This is a genomic window from Mongoliimonas terrestris, from assembly GCF_001927285.1.
GTDB lineage: Bacteria > Pseudomonadota > Alphaproteobacteria > Rhizobiales > Pleomorphomonadaceae > Chthonobacter > Chthonobacter terrestris.
The window spans coordinates 122,427-138,313 of sequence record NZ_MSIG01000007.1; the positions used below are offsets into that span (position 1 = coordinate 122,427).

General features: G+C 71.8%; 15 protein-coding genes. 14 read left to right on the forward strand and 1 reads right to left on the reverse strand.

The annotated features are described in order from the left end of the window. Nucleotides 1-22: 22 nt before the first annotated feature. Complete coding sequence (locus tag BUQ68_RS12200) at nucleotides 23-418, reverse strand: methylglyoxal synthase (protein ID WP_075216246.1); 396 nt, start codon at nucleotides 416-418, stop codon at nucleotides 23-25. 315 nt (nucleotides 419-733) lie between these two features. Here BUQ68_RS12200 and BUQ68_RS12205 point away from each other — a divergent pair, with 315 nt between their 5' ends. The 14 genes from BUQ68_RS12205 (at nucleotide 734) to BUQ68_RS12270 (ending at nucleotide 15,843) form a co-directional block, all read left to right on the forward strand. After that, nucleotides 734-1,729, forward strand: coding sequence for a BMP family lipoprotein (locus BUQ68_RS12205; RefSeq protein WP_075216247.1), 996 nt, complete (start codon nucleotides 734-736; stop codon nucleotides 1,727-1,729). Nucleotides 1,730-1,955: 226 nt separating this feature from the next. After that, a complete protein-coding gene (locus tag BUQ68_RS12210; protein ID WP_075216248.1) occupies nucleotides 1,956-3,506 on the forward strand; it encodes an ABC transporter ATP-binding protein in 1,551 nt (516 codons plus the stop codon). A 79-nt stretch (nucleotides 3,507-3,585) separates the two neighbouring features. Next, a complete protein-coding gene (locus BUQ68_RS12215; protein WP_075216249.1) occupies nucleotides 3,586-4,704 on the forward strand; it encodes an ABC transporter permease in 1,119 nt (372 codons plus the stop codon). Nucleotides 4,705-4,717: 13 nt separating this feature from the next. After that, entirely contained in the window at nucleotides 4,718-5,689 is a 972-nt protein-coding gene (locus tag BUQ68_RS12220; RefSeq protein WP_075216250.1) for an ABC transporter permease, read from the forward strand. Between the two features lie 10 nt (nucleotides 5,690-5,699). After that, the gene (gene cdd, locus BUQ68_RS12225; RefSeq protein WP_075216251.1) at nucleotides 5,700-6,164 is read left to right on the forward strand and encodes a cytidine deaminase; all 465 of its coding nucleotides are present in this window, start codon (nucleotides 5,700-5,702) and stop codon (nucleotides 6,162-6,164) included. Then, nucleotides 6,161-6,976, forward strand: coding sequence for a purine-nucleoside phosphorylase (locus tag BUQ68_RS12230; protein WP_075216252.1), 816 nt, complete (start codon nucleotides 6,161-6,163; stop codon nucleotides 6,974-6,976). The genes cdd and BUQ68_RS12230 overlap by 4 nt, the downstream gene beginning before the upstream one ends. Continuing rightward, nucleotides 6,976-7,749, forward strand: coding sequence for a deoxyribose-phosphate aldolase (gene deoC / locus BUQ68_RS12235; protein WP_075216253.1), 774 nt, complete (start codon nucleotides 6,976-6,978; stop codon nucleotides 7,747-7,749). The genes BUQ68_RS12230 and deoC overlap by 1 nt, the downstream gene beginning before the upstream one ends. Before the next feature lie 70 nt (nucleotides 7,750-7,819). Beyond that, nucleotides 7,820-9,136: a thymidine phosphorylase gene (gene deoA, locus BUQ68_RS12240; RefSeq protein WP_075216372.1), complete on the forward strand. Its 1,317-nt coding sequence runs from the start codon at nucleotides 7,820-7,822 to the stop codon at nucleotides 9,134-9,136. Nucleotides 9,137-9,179: 43 nt separating this feature from the next. Continuing rightward, nucleotides 9,180-10,397, forward strand: a complete 1,218-nt coding sequence (locus tag BUQ68_RS12245) for a phosphopentomutase (RefSeq protein WP_075216254.1) — start codon at nucleotides 9,180-9,182, stop codon at nucleotides 10,395-10,397. 42 nt (nucleotides 10,398-10,439) lie between these two features. Then, a complete protein-coding gene (locus tag BUQ68_RS12250; protein WP_075216255.1) occupies nucleotides 10,440-11,435 on the forward strand; it encodes an adenosine deaminase in 996 nt (331 codons plus the stop codon). Nucleotides 11,436-11,499: 64 nt separating this feature from the next. Next, a complete protein-coding gene (locus BUQ68_RS12255; protein ID WP_075216256.1) occupies nucleotides 11,500-12,762 on the forward strand; it encodes a GTP cyclohydrolase II in 1,263 nt (420 codons plus the stop codon). Between the two features lie 56 nt (nucleotides 12,763-12,818). Next, complete coding sequence (locus BUQ68_RS12260) at nucleotides 12,819-14,069, forward strand: URC4/urg3 family protein (protein ID WP_075216257.1); 1,251 nt, start codon at nucleotides 12,819-12,821, stop codon at nucleotides 14,067-14,069. Nucleotides 14,070-14,238: 169 nt separating this feature from the next. Continuing rightward, complete coding sequence (gene upp, locus BUQ68_RS12265) at nucleotides 14,239-14,868, forward strand: uracil phosphoribosyltransferase (protein ID WP_075216258.1); 630 nt, start codon at nucleotides 14,239-14,241, stop codon at nucleotides 14,866-14,868. 66 nt (nucleotides 14,869-14,934) lie between these two features. Further along, on the forward strand, nucleotides 14,935-15,843 hold the full coding sequence (locus tag BUQ68_RS12270; RefSeq protein WP_075216259.1) for a ribokinase: 909 nt from the start codon (nucleotides 14,935-14,937) through the stop codon (nucleotides 15,841-15,843). Nucleotides 15,844-15,887: the final 44 nt, after the last annotated feature.

The following is a 15,887-nucleotide window of genomic DNA, read 5'->3' on the forward strand; positions in this document are numbered from 1 at the left end:
GGCGATAGGCACGGCGAGAGGCTCACGGCGACGCAGGCAGCACCAGAGCGCCATCGATCAGAAGGTCGGCCGTCCGACGATTGAGCGCCATCGGAATGTCGTAGACAAGGGCAAGCCGCGTCAGCGCCTTCACGTCCACGTCGTGCGGCAGCGGCGTCAGCGGGTCCACGAAGAAGAACAGGCCGTCGAGCCGGCCTTCGGCGATCAGCGCGCCGATCTGCTGGTCGCCCCCGAGCGGGCCACTCTTCAGCCGGGTCACCGGCAGGTCGGGGCAGGCAGCCTCCACGCGGCCGCCGGTGGTGCCGGTGGCATAGAGGTCGAAGCCGGCGAGCCGCGCCCGGTGGGCGATCGCGAAGGCCACCATGTCGTCCTTCTTGGCGTCGTGCGCGACGAGCGCGAGCGCGGGGCGTGCCGGCATGGGGTCTGTCCTCCCTGGAAGCGGCCACTTTTTTCGCGGTCCGTATTTAGTGGACCAGTCATAGCGCGTTTCTGATCCGGAACAAAGATGGCCCCTGTCGGGCGGCCGGCGCACCGCACGCAGGCGCCGTTCGACACCGGCATTGCCGCCGGATTGGGCAGCGCTGCCTCTCTTGTCCGCTTGGTCAAAAACGCCCAAGAATCCCGATGCAAATGATCCGAAAAGGTGCTTAGCTTCGTGTCAGGTGGCGGCGAAGCCCTCCGCGCGAGAGGGCAGCCGCCGCTGTCATATCCTTCCGAGAGGGCGAGGCTTTTCATGTTCAGACAAGTGATCGGTGCCGCCGTGGTCGCGGCGACGCTCGCGGCGCCGGCCTGGGCCGCCGACGTGAAACCGGCGGTCGTCTACGGCACCGGCGGCAAGTTCGACAAGTCGTTCAACGAGGCCGCCTATGGCGGCGCCGAGAAGTTCAAGGCCGAGACCGGCATCGAGTACCGCGACTTCGAGCCGACCAACGACACCCAGGGCGAGCAGGCGCTGCGCAACTTCGCCAGCCGCGGCTTCAACCCGGTGGTGGGCGTCTCGTTCGCCTGGACCTCGGCGATCGACAAGGTGGCGGCCGAGTTCCCCGACACCAAGTTCTACCTGATCGACAGCGTGGTGGAGAAGCCGAACGTCCGCTCGGTGGTGTTCAAGGAGCACGAGGGCTCCTACCTCGTCGGCGTCCTCGCCGGCCTCACCTCCAAGACCGGCACCGTCGGCTTCGTCGGCGGCATGGACATCCCGCTGATCTCCAAGTTCGCCTGCGGTTACGCCCAGGGCGCCGCGGCGGCCAAAGACGGCACCAAGACCCTGCGCAACATGATCGGCACCACCGGCGCCGCCTGGAACGATCCGGTGCGCGGCGGTGAACTCGCCAAGACCCAGATGGACCAGGGCGCGGACGTGATCTACGCCGCCGCCGGCGCCTCCGGCCTCGGCGTGCTGCAGGCGGCCGCCGACGCGGGCAAGCTGGGCATCGGCGTCGACAGCAACCAGAACGGCCTGCATCCGGGCGCCGTCCTCACCTCCATGATCAAGCGCGTGGACCTGGCCGTCTACAACGCCTTCATGGAGACCAAGAACGACACCTTCCAGCCGGGCGTGGTCGCCCTCGGCGTCGCCGAGGACGGGGTGGGCTGGGCGCTCGACGACAACAACGCCAAGCTCGTCACCGAGGAGGCGAAGGCCGCGGTGGAGAAGGCCAAGGCCGACATCATCGCCGGCACCGTCACGGTGCACGACTTCATGACCGACAACACCTGCCCGAACTGACGGCAGGTCGGCGGGCGTCCGGCCACGGCCGGGCGCCCCTCGCGGTCGCGTCGGCCCCGGCCCGGACAGTCCTCGTGTCCGCCGCCCGCCGGCCCGCACGCCGCTTTTCCATTCCGACCAATCGTGCATGATGGACGGACCCGGGCGCCCCACGCACCGGCCGACCGCCGCAGGACGTCGTGTGCCGGAGTGTGCAGAACCCGTGTCCAGACCCGTGCCCCCTCCCGTGAACGCCACCGCCCCATCCTCGCCGACGCACCCGGCCGGGGCGGCGCCGCTTGCCATCGAGCTCGTCGGCATCGACAAGAGCTTCGGGCAGGTCCACGCCAACAAGGACATCCACCTTGCGGTGAAGCGCGGCACGATCCACGGGATCATCGGCGAGAACGGCGCCGGCAAGTCCACGCTGATGTCCATCCTCTACGGCTTCTACCAGGCCGACCGGGGCGAGATCCGCGTCGGCGGCGTGCCGACGGTGATCCGCGACAGCCAGGCGGCCATCGCCGCCGGCATCGGCATGGTGCACCAGCACTTCATGCTGGTGGAGAACTTCACCGTCCTTGAGAACGTGATGCTGGGCGCCGAGGGCGGCGCTTTCCTGAAACCCGGGATTTCCCGCGCGCGGGCCGAACTGAAGCGGCTGGAGACCGAGTACGCCCTCGACGTCGACCCGGACGCGGTGATCGAGAGCCTGCCGGTCGGCCGCCAGCAGCGGGTGGAGATCCTGAAGGCGCTCTACCGGGGCGCCGACATTCTCATCCTCGACGAGCCCACCGGCGTGCTCACCCCCGCGGAGGCGGACCATCTCTTCCGCATCCTTCGCGTGCTCCGCGACCAGGGCAAGACGGTCATCCTGATCACCCACAAGCTCCGCGAGATCATGGCCATCACCGACGCCGTGTCGGTCATGCGCCGCGGCGAGATGGTGGCGACCCGCACCACCGCCGAAACCACCGTGGAGGAGCTCGCCGAGCTGATGGTCGGCCGCCGCGTGCTTCTCAAGGTCGACAAGGGCCCCGCGCACCCCGGTCCGGTGGCGCTTCAGGTCAAGAACCTCACGGTCCGCGACCACCGCGGCGTCACCATGGTGGACGACGTGAGCTTCGACGTGCGCGCCGGCGAGATCGTCGGAATCGCGGGCGTCGCCGGCAACGGCCAGTCGGAGCTTCTGGAGGCGCTCGCCGGCATCCGCCGCCCGTCGTCCGGCGACATCCTGATCGACGGCGCCTCCACGCTCGGCGCCGATCCGGCCATGCTCCGCCGGCGCGGCCTCGCCCATGTGCCGGAGGACCGGCACCACATGGGGCTCGTCCTCAAGTTCGAGGAGTATGAGAACTCCATCCTCGGCTACCAGGACGACCCGCGCTTCCTCAACGGCCCCTTCATGGACATCGACGCCATCCGCGCCGACGCCCGCGAGAAGATCGCCAAGTACGACATCCGCCCGCCCAACTGCCGGCTGAAGACCGCCAACTTCTCCGGCGGCAACCAGCAGAAGATCGTCCTTGCCCGCGAGATCGAGCGCGACCCGACGGTGCTGATCATCGGCCAGCCGACCCGCGGCGTCGACATTGGCGCCATCGAGTTCATCCACAAGCGCATCGTGGAGATGCGCGACGCCGGCAAGGCCATCCTGCTCGTCTCGGTGGAACTCGACGAAATCCGGGCGCTTGCCGACCGGGTGGTCGTCATGTTCGCCGGCCGGGTGGTGGGCGAGAAGACGCCCGACGCCAGCGAGCAGGCGCTCGGCCTGATGATGGCCGGCATCGCCGCATGACCCGCCCCGATCGTTCCCGACCCGACCGCTCCCGATCCCGTCGCTCCCGCCCCGACCCGACCACGAGGACCCTCGCCCGATGAGCGCCGCCTCCGTTCCCCTGCCGCGCTGGGTGACCTTCGGGCTGATGCCGGCGCTCAACCTCGCCGTCGCCTTCCTGATCTCCGGCCTCGTGGTGGCCTTCATCGGCGAAAGCCCGCTAGAGGCCGTGGAGGTGCTCCTGACCGGCGCGCTCGGCTCCGGCGAGGGCATCGGCTACACGCTCTTCTACGCCACCAACTTCATCTTCACCGGCCTTGCGGTGGCGGTCGCCTTCCACTGCGGCCTCTTCAACATCGGCGGCGAGGGCCAAGCCTATCTCGGCGGCCTCGGGGCGGCGCTCGTCGCCCTCAGCCTCGGCGAGGTGCTGCCCTGGTACGCCACCATGCCGGTGGCGGTGCTGGCGGCCGCCCTCTTCGGCGCCGCCTGGGCGCTCATCCCGGCGTGGCTGCAGGCAAGCCGCGGCAGCCACATCGTCATCACCACCATCATGTTCAACTTCATCGGCGCCGCGCTGATGGTCTACCTTCTCGTCAACATACTGAAGGTGCCGGGCGCCATGGCACCGGAGACGCGCACCTTCGCCGAAGGCGGCCAGCTGCCGAAGCTCGCCTTTCCGTTCGAACTCTTCGGCGCCCGCCTCGGCGCCGCGCCCTTCAACGTCTCCTTTGTCATCGCCCTCCTGATGGCGGTGCTCGTATGGCTCCTGATCTGGCGCACCCGGCTCGGCTACGAGATCCGCGCCACCGGCACCAATCCCACCGCCGCCATCTACGCCGGCATCCCCTACCGGCGCACGGTCATCGTCACCATGCTGATCTCCGGCGGCCTTGCCGGCATGATGGCGCTCAACCCCGTGATGGGCGCCTCCGCCCGCCTGCAGGTGGAGTTCGTCGGCGGCGCCGGCTTCGTCGGCATCGCGGTCGCCCTCATGGGCCGCTCCCATCCGCTCGGCATCGTGTTCGCCGCCATCCTGTTCGGCGTCCTCTACCAGGGCGGCGCGGAGCTCTCCTTCTGGATCCCGTCCATCACGCGCGACATGATCGTGGTCATCCAGGGCCTCGTCATCCTGTTCGCGGGGGCGCTCGAAAACATGTTCCGGCCGGCCCTGGCGCGCCTCTTCTGGCGCGTCCCCACGGCCTCCTCCGTCAAGGCTTGAGGGGCGACACGCGATGGACCTCTTCACCGCCGCCGTCCTCGTCCTCGACAGCACCGTCCGGCTCACCATCCCGCTGCTCTTCGCCGCCCTCGCCGGCCTCTTCTCCGAACGGGCCGGCGTGTTCGACATCGGCCTGGAAGGCAAGATGCTGGCCGGCGCCTTCGCGGCCGGCTCCATCGCCATCGTCACCGGCTCGCCCTATCTGGCGCTCGTCGGCGCCATCCTGGTGTCGGTGGCGCTGTCGCTCGTCCACGGCTTCGCGTCGATCACCGCCAAGGGCAACCAGATCGTCTCCGGCGTCGCCATCAACTTCGTGGCCGCCGGCCTCACCGTGCTCCTTGGCCAGAACTGGTTCAGCCAGGGCGGCCGCACGCCGCAGCTCCCCAACACCGCCCGCTTCAACCCGATCGAGCTGCCGGGCGCCGCGGCGGTCCGCGACGTGCCGGTGGTCGGCTACCTCTATGCCGAGCTCATCTCCGGCCACAGCATCCTCGTCTACCTGGCCTTCCTGGCGGTGCCCTTCTCCTGGTGGGCGCTCTACCGCACACGGTTCGGCCTGCGCCTGCGCGCCGTCGGCGAGAACCCGGGCGCGGTCGATACCGCCGGCATCTCGGTGGAATGGCTGCGCTACCGGGCGGTCATCGTCGCCGGCATCTTCTGCGGCCTCTCCGGCGCCTACCTCGCCATCGCCCAGTCGGCCGGCTTCATCAAGGACATGACCGCCGGCAAGGGCTATATCGCGCTCGCCGCGCTCATCTTCGCCAAGTGGAAGCCGGTGCCGGTGATGTTCGCCTGCCTCCTCTTCGGCTTCCTCGACGCGGTCGCCATCCGGCTCCAGGGCACGCCGGTGCCGCTCGTCGGCGAAGTGCCGGTGCAGATCTTCCAGGCGCTCCCGTATATACTGACCTGCATTCTACTCGCCGGCTTCATCGGCACGGCGATTCCGCCGAAGGCCGGCGGCGTGCCCTACACCAAGGAGCGGTGAGGATCCCCCGATGACTGAGGACACCGCCGCGGCTCCCGACACGTCCCCCGACGGCACCCTGTTCGCCGCCCTCTTCGCCGCCGCCGCCGGCGCGCGCGACAAGGCGCACGCGCCCTATTCGCGCTTCCACGTGGGCGCCGCGCTCCTCGACGACACCGGCGCCATCCACGCCGGCTGCAACATCGAGAACGCCGCCTATCCGGAAGGCTGGTGCGCCGAGACCACCGCCATCGGCCACCTCATCATGGCCGGCGGCCGGCGCATCGCCATGGCGGTGGTGGTCGCCCCGCGTATCGATTTCGCCGGCACCCCCGGCGGGCGCTTCTGCACGCCCTGCGGCGGCTGCCGCCAGCGGCTCGCCGAGTTCGCCGGCCCGGACACGCCGATCTATTCCTGCGACCCGGAGGGCCGCCACATGCTCGTCCTGATGAAGGACCTCCTGCCGGCGGGCTTCTCCCTGGAGACCGACCGATGAGAGCCTCCCACGGACCCGCCTGCGCGGAGGTGATCCGCGCCCGCCGGCCGGCGGCGCCACGCATCGGGCTGGTGCTCGGCTCCGGCCTCGGCGCCTTCGCCGACGCGGTGGAGAACGCGGTCCGCTTCCCTTATGCCGAACTGCCCGGCTTCCCGGTCTCGGGCGTCTCCGGCCACGCGGGCGAGATGGTGCTCGGCACCGTCGCGGGCGTCGAGGTCGCCGTGATGGCCGGCCGCGCCCATTACTACGAGCACGGCGACGCGGGCGTCATGCGCACGCCGATCGAAACCTTCCAGGCGCTCGGCTGCACTGCCGTCATCCTCACCAACGCGGCCGGCGGCCTCCGGCCCGAGGTGCCGCCGGGCGAATTGATGCTGATCACCGATCACATCAATGTCTCCGGCAGCAACCCGCTCTTCGGCGAGCCGACCGACCGGCGCTTCGTCGGCCTCACGGAGGCCTACGACCCCCACCTCGCCGCCCTCTTCCATGCGGCGGCGGCCGAGGAGGGGCTGGCGCTCGCGACAGGCACCTACATGTGGTTCTCCGGCCCGTCCTTCGAGACGCCCGCCGAGATCCGCGCCGCCCGCATCCTTGGCGCCGACGCGGTCGGCATGTCCACCGTGCCGGAGGTCATCCTCGCCCGCTTCTTCGGCCTTCGGGTCGCGGCGGTCTCCACCATCACCAATTTCGCGGCGGGCCTCGGCGACGGGGAACTCAGCCACGAGGACGTCAAGGCGGTCGGCCCGTTGGGCGCCGCCAAGCTGATGCGCATCCTCCCCCGGGTGATCGCAGCCTACGGGAGCCCCTGATGGACAGCGCCGACAGCCACGCCGTCGCCCGCCGGGCGCTCGGCCTTCTGGACCTCACCGACCTTTCCGGCGAATGCACCCCCGCGGCCATCGACCGGCTCTCGGCCCGGGCGGTGACGCCGCACGGGTCCGTCGCCGCGGTCTGCCTCTACCCGCGCTTCGTCGCGCAGGCGACGGCGCTTCTCGCCGGCACCGGCGTCAAGGTGGCGACCGTCGTCAACTTCCCGGCCGGCGGCGAGGACACCCCGGCCGTGCTCGCCGAAACCCAGGCGGCGCTCGCCGACGGGGCCGACGAGATCGACCTGGTCATGCCCTACCGGGCCTTCCTGGACGGCCGACCGGAGGTCGCGCGCGACCAGATCGCCGCGGTGTCGTCCCTCGTCAAGGCCGCCGGCGCCCGGTTGAAGGTCATCCTGGAGACCGGCGAGATCGGCGACCTCGACAAGGTCCGGGCCGCCTCCGAACTGGCCGTGGAGGCCGGCGCCGACTTCCTGAAGACCTCCACCGGAAAGGTGAAGGTCAACGCCTCCATCGAGGCGGCGCGCGTCATGCTCGACGTGATCGCCCGCTCCGGGCGCACCGACCTCGGCTTCAAGCCCGCCGGCGGCATCCGCACCCTGGAGGACGCCGCCGCCTACCTCGCCGTGGCGGACGCCGCCATGGGGTCCGGCTGGGCGCGCCCGTCCACCTTCCGCTTCGGGGCGAGCGGCCTCCTCGACGCGCTCGTCGCCACCCTGGAAGGGCGCGAGGACGACGGCGGCACCGGCTACTGACGGGATCGGGTCCGGCAAAGCGGGCCGGCGACCGGACGGGGCGCAAGACCCCGCCATGAGGGAGGACACCATGGCTTTCATCCCGCAGGAGATCATCCGCCGCAAGCGCGACGGCGCGGCGCTCGCCGCCGACGAGGTGCGCTTCCTGATCGACGGCCTCACCCGCGGCACGGTCACCGAGGGCCAGGCAGCCGCCTTCGCCATGGCGGTCTTCTTCCGCGGCCTCTCTCGCGACGAGCGGGTGGCGCTCACCCTCGCCATGCGGGATTCCGGCACCGTGCTCGACTGGTCGGACCTGCCCGGCCCCGCCCTCGACAAGCATTCCAGCGGCGGCATCGGCGACACGGTCTCGCTCATGCTCGCCCCGGCGGTCGCCGCCTGCGGCGGCTTCGTGCCAATGATCTCCGGCCGCGGCCTCGGCCACACCGGCGGCACCCTCGACAAGCTCGACGCCATCCCGGGCTATGGGAGTCAGCCGGACAACGCTCTTTTCCGAAGCGTGGTGCGGGACGTCGGCTGCGCCATCATCGGCCAGACCGCCGACCTCGCCCCGGCCGACAAGCGCCTCTACGCAATCCGCGACGTCACCGCCACGGTGGAGAGCCTCGACCTCATCACCGCCTCCATCCTGTCGAAGAAGCTCGCCGCCGGCCTCACCGGGCTGGTGCTCGACGTGAAGGCCGGCTCCGGCGCCTTCATGGCGACCCTCGACGACGCGCGGGGCCTTGCCGAAAGCCTTGTCTCCGTGGCGAACGGGGCGGGCCTTCCGACCGTCGGCCTCATCACCGACATGAACGAGCCGCTCGCCTCCGCCGCCGGCAACGCCCTGGAGGTCCGCGTCGCCATCGACTTCCTCACCAACACCCGCGTCGACCCGCGGCTCCACGCCGTCACGGTCGAATGCGGCGCCGAGATGCTCGTCCTCGGCGGCCTCGCTCCGGACGTGGCCGCCGGCCGCACGGCCATCGCGACGGCCTTCTCCAGCGGCCGGGCCGCGGCGGTGTTCGCCCGCATGGTGGCGGCGCTCGGCGGGCCGGCGGACCTCCTGGAGCGGCCGGAAGCCTATCTCGCCCGCGCGCCCGTGGTCCGGCCGGTGCACGCCGACGCGGCCGGTGCGATCGCCGCCATCGACACCCGCGCCATCGGCGTCGCCGTCGTCGCCCTCGGCGGCGGCCGCACGCGCCCGGAGGACGCCATCGACCCGTCGGTCGGCTTCACCAACCTTGCCGGTCTCGGCACCGTCGTCGACGGCGAGCGCCCGCTCGGCCTCGTCCACGCGGCGAGCGAGGCGGCGGCCGACGCCGCGTCCGCCGCGCTCCGCGCCGCCTACCGGATCGGCCCGCCGGCCACGCCCGGCCCCCTCGTCATCGACCGCATCACGGTTTGACCGGCCCTTCGCCCGCCGCCGCCCCCACAAGGACCCGCCTATCATGGCCAGAGCCGTTCTCATCGTCCTCGACAGCGTCGGCATCGGCGGCGCGCCGGACGCGGCCGCCTTCGGCGACGCGGGTGCCGACACGCTCGGCCACATCGCCGAGGTCTGCGCCACCGGCGGGGCCGACGTGCCGGGCCTACGCGCCGGCCCCCTCCTTCTTCCCAACCTCGACGCCCTCGGCCTCGGCGCCGCCGCCGAAGCCGCCACGGGCCGCCGGCCGCCCGGCCTCGAAACCGACGCCATCACCGGCCGCTATGCCGCCGCCGCGGAGGTGTCGAAGGGCAAGGACACCCCCTCCGGCCACTGGGAGATCGCCGGTGTGCCCGTGCCGTTCGACTGGGGCTATTTCCCCGAGACGGTGCCTTGCCTGCCTCCCGATCTGGTGGCGGCCTTCGTGCGCGAGACCGGCGTGCCGGGCATCCTCGGCGACCGGCACGCGTCCGGCACCACCATCATCGCCGAGCTCGGCGAGGACCACATCCGCACCGGCAAGCCCATCCTCTACACCTCCGCCGACTCGGTCCTCCAGATCGCCGCCCATGAGACCCACTACGGCCTCGACCGGCTGATCGACCACTGCCGCATCGCCCGCTGGCTGGTGGACCCGCTCGGCGTCGGCCGGGTGATCGCGCGCCCCTTCGTCGGCGAGACGGCCGACACCTTCACCCGCACGGCCAACCGGCGCGACTTCGCCGTCCCGCCGCCGGAGCCGACCCTCCTCACCCGGGTGGAGGCGGCGGGCGGCCGGGTAATCGGCGTCGGCAAGATCGGCGACATCTTCGCCCATACCAACGTCACGGAGGTGCGGAAGGCCGCCGGCAACGACGCCCTTGTCGACGCCACCCTCACGGCGCTCGCCGACGCCCGCGACGGCGACCTCGTCTTCACCAACCTCGTCGACTTCGACACCAACTTCGGCCACCGGCGCGATCCGGCCGGCTACGCGGCGGCCCTGGAGGCCTTCGACGCCCGCATCCCGGCGCTCCTTGCCGCGCTCCGCCCCGGCGACCTCCTGGTGCTCACCGCCGACCACGGCTGCGACCCCACCTGGCGCGGCACCGACCACACCCGCGAGATGGTGCCGGTTCTGATGGCCGGGACGGATGTCCAACCCGGCTTCGCCGGCCGCCGGTCCACCTTCGCGGACATCGGCGAGACGGTGGCGGCGGTCCTCGGCCTGCCGCAAGGTCCGCACGGCGTTTCCATGCTCTGATTCGCGTCCGCCCTCTCCCGCCGACCCTGGAACTCTTCCCCGATGACCCTCGCCATCCCGAAAGTGGAGCTTCACTGCCATATCGAGGGCGCCGCCCCGCCCGCCCTGGTGCGCCGGCTCGCCGCGCGCCACGGCGTCGACGTCAGCCGCCTGTTCGACGAGGCGGGCGACTATGCCTGGGCCGATTTCACCAGCTTCATCCACGCCTATGACGGCGCCGCCGCCGTGTTCCGCACCTCTGAGGACTACGCCCTCCTCGCCGAGACCTACCTCACCGCCTCGGCCGCCGAGGGGGTGATCTACACGGAGGTGTTCGTCTCGCCGGACCATGCCCGGCGCACCGGCATTCCGTACGCGGACTACATCGGCGGCCTCATCGACGGCATGCGCCGGGCGGAGGCGGCGCACGGCATCGTCGGCCGGCTGATCCCCTTGATCGAGCGGCACTTCGGGCCGGAGACGGCGGTGGAGGCCGCGAAGACCGCGGTCGACCACCTGGTCCCCGAGGTGGTCGGCTTCGGCATGGCGGGCGACGAGCGGATGTTCGCCGTCGCCGACTTCGCGCCCGCCTTCCGCATCGCCCACGAGGCCGGGCTGCCGCTCACCTGTCACGCGGGCGAAATCCTCGGGGCCGACAGCGTGCGCGCGGCCCTCGACGCGCTGCCGCTCCGCCGCGTCGGCCACGGCGTGCGGGCGGCGGAGGATCCGGCGCTCGTCCGCCGCCTCGCCGACGAGGGCATCGTCCTGGAATGCTGCCCCGGCTCCAACGTCGCCCTCAAGGTGTTTCCAAGCTTCGCCGCCCACCCGTTCGCGGCGCTGCGCGCGGCCGGCGTGCCGGTGACCCTCAACGCCGACGATCCGCCCTTCTTCTGGACCTCCATGGGCCGGGAGTACCAGATCGCCCGCGACCATCTCGGCCAGAGCGAGGCGGACCTGATGGCCATCACGGCGACGGCCGTGGAGGCGGCTTTCTGCGACGAGGCCACCAAGGCGCGCCTGCGCGCCCGCCTCTCGACAGGCGCCTTTCCAAGCGCTTGAGCGTACGCCATATTCCCACGTTCCATGAACGGCAGCGCCATCCGGTGCGCCAGAGGACCTTGCCATGACGGGCAGCGACAACCGTCCCAGCCACATCCGTCTCACCTCCCATCCGGGTGCCGGCGCGCCCACCCGCTTCCCGATCCACTGGGGCGAGGCGGACGCGAAGGCGCGCGGGCCGGTGATCGGCACCGTGTCCCGGTTCGGCGACCGCAACGCCATCGGCACCCACGGCGGCAGCTATTCGCTCTACCGGGCGCTCGCCGTGTCGTCGGGCGCGCTCAACCCCATCCAGCGTCCGGACCTCACCAACACCGCCCCCGTGGTGCCGGTCGGTCCCTTCCCGCAGTGGTCGGACCCCGGCCGGATCGTCTCGCTCGATCCCTTCGGCCATCTGGCGGCGGACCTCTTCGCGGACCTCATCGCCGAGGGCGTCGACATCCGGCCGACCATCGCCATCACCAAGGCGCGCCTGACCCTCAACGAGATCCAGGAGGCCATCCGCCTCGGCCGCCTGCAGGTGGACGGCACGGTTGTGCACGAGCACGGCGACGTCTCCGTCATCAAGGCCGCCGTCGACCCGGTCTGGTACCTGCCGGGCATCGCCGAGCGCTTCGGCGTCAAGGAGGAGAAGCTGCGCCGGGTGCTGTTCGAGCAGACCGCCGGCATGTACCCGGAGCTCGTCACCCGGCCCGACCTCTCCGTCTTCCTGCCGCCCATCGGCGGCATCACGCTCTATCTCTTCGGCGATCCGGCCGCCGTCGCCGACCCGCGGCGGCGCCTCACCTGCCGGGTGCACGACGAGTGCAACGGCTCCGACGTGTTCGGCTCCGACATCTGCACCTGCCGGCCCTATCTCCTGCACGGCATCGAGGAGTGCGTGGCCGAGGCCCAGCGCGGCGGCGCCGGCCTCATCGTCTACAACCGCAAGGAGGGGAGGGCGCTCGGCGAGGTCACCAAGTTCCTGGTCTACAACGCCCGCAAGCGCCAGGAGGGCGGCGACACGGCCGCCAAATACTTCGAGCGCACCGAGTGCGTGGCCGGCGTGCAGGACGCCCGCTTCCAGGAGCTGATGCCCGACGTGCTGCACTGGCTCGGCATCACCCGCATCGACCGCTTCGTCTCCATGTCGGACATGAAGCACGACGCGGTGGTACGTTCCGGCATCGAGATCGGCGAGCGGGTGGCGATCCCGGACGACCGCATCCCCATCGACGCGCTCGTGGAGATGGAGGCCAAGAAGGCCGCCGGCTACTACACCCCGACCGCGCCGCCGGCCCCGGACGATCTCGCCGACACCAAGGGCCGGTCGCTCGACGACTTCTGATCCCGCCCGCTGCCCGCCCCGAACCCGCCCCGAACCCGGTTGCCCCGAGAGTGCCGATGACGACCGTCCCAACCGACGAAGACCTCGCCCGCGGGCTCCTCGGCGCGGCCCCCGTCCGGGCGCGCGCCGGCGTCATGCTGGAGGCCGGGATCGCCAGACGCCTCGACCATTTCGACGTCCACCTCGACCGGCTGCCTGCGGCGGCCGAGTTCGTCCTTCAGGTGATCCGCCGCGCCTACCCGACCCTCGACATCCCCTTCCACGCCCGCTGGCGCCATTTCGAGGCCGGCGGCTTCGACCGCTGGGGCGCCTACGCGGAGGCGGTGGGCTTTGCCGACGTGGGCGCCATGGGCCGCGCCGCCTACGACCTCGCCATCCTGTCCGTCCTGCTCGACGCCGGCGCCGGGCCGTCCTGGCGCTACGCCGAAGGCGTGACCGGCGAGACCTTCGCCCGCTCCGAGGGTCTTGCCGTGGCGAGCTTCGCCATGATGACCTCCGGCCTCTTCTCCGCCGTCCCGCTCGACCCCTTCCGGGCCGACGCGGCGGCGCTCCGCACCCTCACCGAGGCCGAGCTCGCCGCCGGCTTCCAGGTGGACGACGGCAACCCGCTCGTCGGCCTTGCCGGCCGCACCGCCCTCCTCAACCGGCTCGGCAAGGCGGTCGAGGCCGCGCCGGACGTGTTCGCGCTTGCCGACCACCCGCGGCCCGGCGGCCTCTTCGACCTGCTCTTCGCTGAAGCCGAGGCCGCCGGCGGCACGCTCCCGGCGCCGCGCATCCTCGCCGTGCTGCTTTCCGCCCTCGGGCCGATCTGGCCGGGCCGCCTCGCGCTCGGCAACGTCGACCTCGGCGACACCTGGCGCCATCCGGCGATCGTCACCGACGACGTCACGTCCGGCCTGATGCCCTTCCACAAGCTCTCCCAGTGGCTCGCCTATTCGCTGATCGAACCGCTGGTCTGGGCCGGCATCGACGTCACCGACGTGGACGGGCTGACGGGTCTTGCCGAATACCGCAACGGCGGCCTCTTCCTCGACCTCGGCGTCATCACCCTCAAGGATCCGGCGGCGGCGGCCGTCGCCCATCCGGTGGAAAGCCCGCTCGTGGTGGAATGGCGCGCCCTCACGGTCGCGCTCCTCGACCGGATCGCCGACGAGATCCGCCGCAGCCTCGGGCGCGACGCGGAAAGCCTGCCGCTCGCCAAGGTGCTGGAGGGCGGCACCTGGGCGGCCGGCCGCGAGATCGCCCGCCGGCTGCGGCCGGGCGGCGGGCCGCCGCTCACGGTGGCGAGCGACGGCACGGTGTTCTGACGGCGCGCGCGAACCCCCGTCTGCCGGCACGGCGCGGCGGAAGGCGGGTCCGAACCGGCGCGCGGCATTCCCTCCGTTCGCGGATGAAGGTAGGGTCGCCCGACCATCGGTGGTGAGACAGGAAGCCCGGCCGCGCCGGCGGCGGGCCGGAAGACCGGAGAGAGGTCAAATGCAGGGCGTCACGATCGTCGATCATCCCCTCGTGCAGCACAAGCTGACCATCATGCGCGACAAGGAGACGTCCACGGCGGGCTTCAGGCGCCTGCTCCGGGAGATCGCGACGCTGCTCTGCTACGAGGTCACCCGGGGCCTTGAACTCACCACCATCGACATCGAGACGCCGATGGGTCCGATGAAGGCGCCCACCCTCGTCGGCAAGAAGCTGGTGTTCGCCTCCGTGCTGCGGGCCGGCAACGGCCTCCTGGAAGGCATGCTGGACCTGGTGCCCGCCGCCCGCGTCGCCCACGTGGGCCTCTACCGGGATCCGAACACCCTGGAGGCCATCGAATACTACTTCAAGGCGCCGGACGACCTCGGCGACCGGCTCACCGTGGTGGTGGACCCGATGCTGGCGACGGCCAACTCGGCCATCGCCGCCGTGGAGCGCCTCAAGGAGCGCGGCGCCAAGGACATCCGCTTCGTCTGCCTCCTGGCCGCCCCGGAGGGCATCGAGCGTTTCCGTGGCGCCCATCCGGACGTGACCATCTTCACCGCCGCGGTCGACAGCCACCTGAACGAGCACGGCTACATCGTGCCGGGCCTCGGCGACGCCGGCGACCGGATGTACGGCACCAAGTAGGCACCGAACCCAGCACGCATCGGGCAAGGCGCCGGGACAAGCGCGCCGCCCGTCGGGGAGATCAGCATGATCGTCGTCTTCGGGTCGATCAACGTCGACCTCGTCACCGTGGTGCCGCGCCTGCCGGGGCCGGGCGAGACCGTGAAGGGGCCGGACTACCAGGTCTTTCCGGGCGGCAAGGGGGCCAACCAGGCGCTCGCCGCCCGCCGGGCCGGCGCGGCGGTCGCCATGATCGGCGCGGTCGGGGCCGACGGCTTCCGGCACGAGGCCCTGTCGCTGCTCGCCGCCGCCGGGGTGGATCTTTCCGGCGTCGCCGCTCTCGACGCGCCGACCGGCATCGCCATGATCGCCGTCGACGGCCGGGCGGAGAACCAGATCGTGGTGGCGAGCGGGGCGAACAGCCGCGCCGACCCGGCCGGCGTCGCCCGCCGCATCCGGGCCGGCGACACGCTGCTCCTGCAGTACGAGGTGCCGGACGCCGCCGTGCTCGCGGCCGCCGAGGCGGCCCGGGCCGCGGGCGCGCGGGTGCTCCTCAATGCCGCCCCGGCCGGTCCGGTGCCGCCGGCGCTCGCCCGCTGCCTCGACGTCCTCATCGTCAACGAGCACGAGGCCGCCGAGGTGGCCGCCGCCGCCGGCCTGCCGGAGGCGCCACGCGCCTTCGCGTCCGCCTGGGCCGCGGCCTCGGGCGGCGTCTGCGTGGTCACGCTCGGCGCCGAGGGCGCCGTCGCGGCCGGTCCGGAAGGCCAGGTGTCGGTGGCGGCGCCCTTGGTGAAGGTGGTGGACACGACCGCCGCCGGCGACGGCTTCGTCGGCGCCTTCGCGGCCGCCCTCGATCGCGGGGCCACGCTGGCCGAGGCCTTGATGGACGGGGTCGCGGCCGGGAGCCTCGCCGTGGAGACAACCGGCGCCCAGCCGAGCCTGCCGGATGCCGCCGCCATCCGGACGCGCGCCGCCGGCCTTGCGGCGCGCGCCTGACGGCAAGCCCGGGAAGGTCGGGCAACTCCGACCTTCACGAGCCG

What these genes read in the sequence shown, in the direction of transcription:
- BUQ68_RS12255 (WP_075216256.1), top strand. Translation starts at nt 11,500, where the DNA reads ATGACGGGCAGCGACAACCGTCCCAGCCACATCCGTCTCACCTCCCAT.
- BUQ68_RS12260 (WP_075216257.1), top strand. Translation starts at nt 12,819, where the DNA reads ATGACGACCGTCCCAACCGACGAAGACCTCGCCCGCGGGCTCCTCGGC.
- BUQ68_RS12200 (WP_075216246.1), bottom strand. Translation starts at nt 418, where the DNA reads ATGCCGGCACGCCCCGCGCTCGCGCTCGTCGCGCACGACGCCAAGAAG.
- BUQ68_RS12250 (WP_075216255.1), top strand. Translation starts at nt 10,440, where the DNA reads ATGACCCTCGCCATCCCGAAAGTGGAGCTTCACTGCCATATCGAGGGC.
- cdd (WP_075216251.1), top strand. Translation starts at nt 5,700, where the DNA reads ATGACTGAGGACACCGCCGCGGCTCCCGACACGTCCCCCGACGGCACC.
- BUQ68_RS12205 (WP_075216247.1), top strand. Translation starts at nt 734, where the DNA reads ATGTTCAGACAAGTGATCGGTGCCGCCGTGGTCGCGGCGACGCTCGCG.
- BUQ68_RS12245 (WP_075216254.1), top strand. Translation starts at nt 9,180, where the DNA reads ATGGCCAGAGCCGTTCTCATCGTCCTCGACAGCGTCGGCATCGGCGGC.
- BUQ68_RS12270 (WP_075216259.1), top strand. Translation starts at nt 14,935, where the DNA reads ATGATCGTCGTCTTCGGGTCGATCAACGTCGACCTCGTCACCGTGGTG.
- BUQ68_RS12230 (WP_075216252.1), top strand. Translation starts at nt 6,161, where the DNA reads ATGAGAGCCTCCCACGGACCCGCCTGCGCGGAGGTGATCCGCGCCCGC.
- deoC (WP_075216253.1), top strand. Translation starts at nt 6,976, where the DNA reads ATGGACAGCGCCGACAGCCACGCCGTCGCCCGCCGGGCGCTCGGCCTT.
- upp (WP_075216258.1), top strand. Translation starts at nt 14,239, where the DNA reads ATGCAGGGCGTCACGATCGTCGATCATCCCCTCGTGCAGCACAAGCTG.
- deoA (WP_075216372.1), top strand. Translation starts at nt 7,820, where the DNA reads ATGGCTTTCATCCCGCAGGAGATCATCCGCCGCAAGCGCGACGGCGCG.
- BUQ68_RS12215 (WP_075216249.1), top strand. Translation starts at nt 3,586, where the DNA reads ATGAGCGCCGCCTCCGTTCCCCTGCCGCGCTGGGTGACCTTCGGGCTG.
- BUQ68_RS12220 (WP_075216250.1), top strand. Translation starts at nt 4,718, where the DNA reads ATGGACCTCTTCACCGCCGCCGTCCTCGTCCTCGACAGCACCGTCCGG.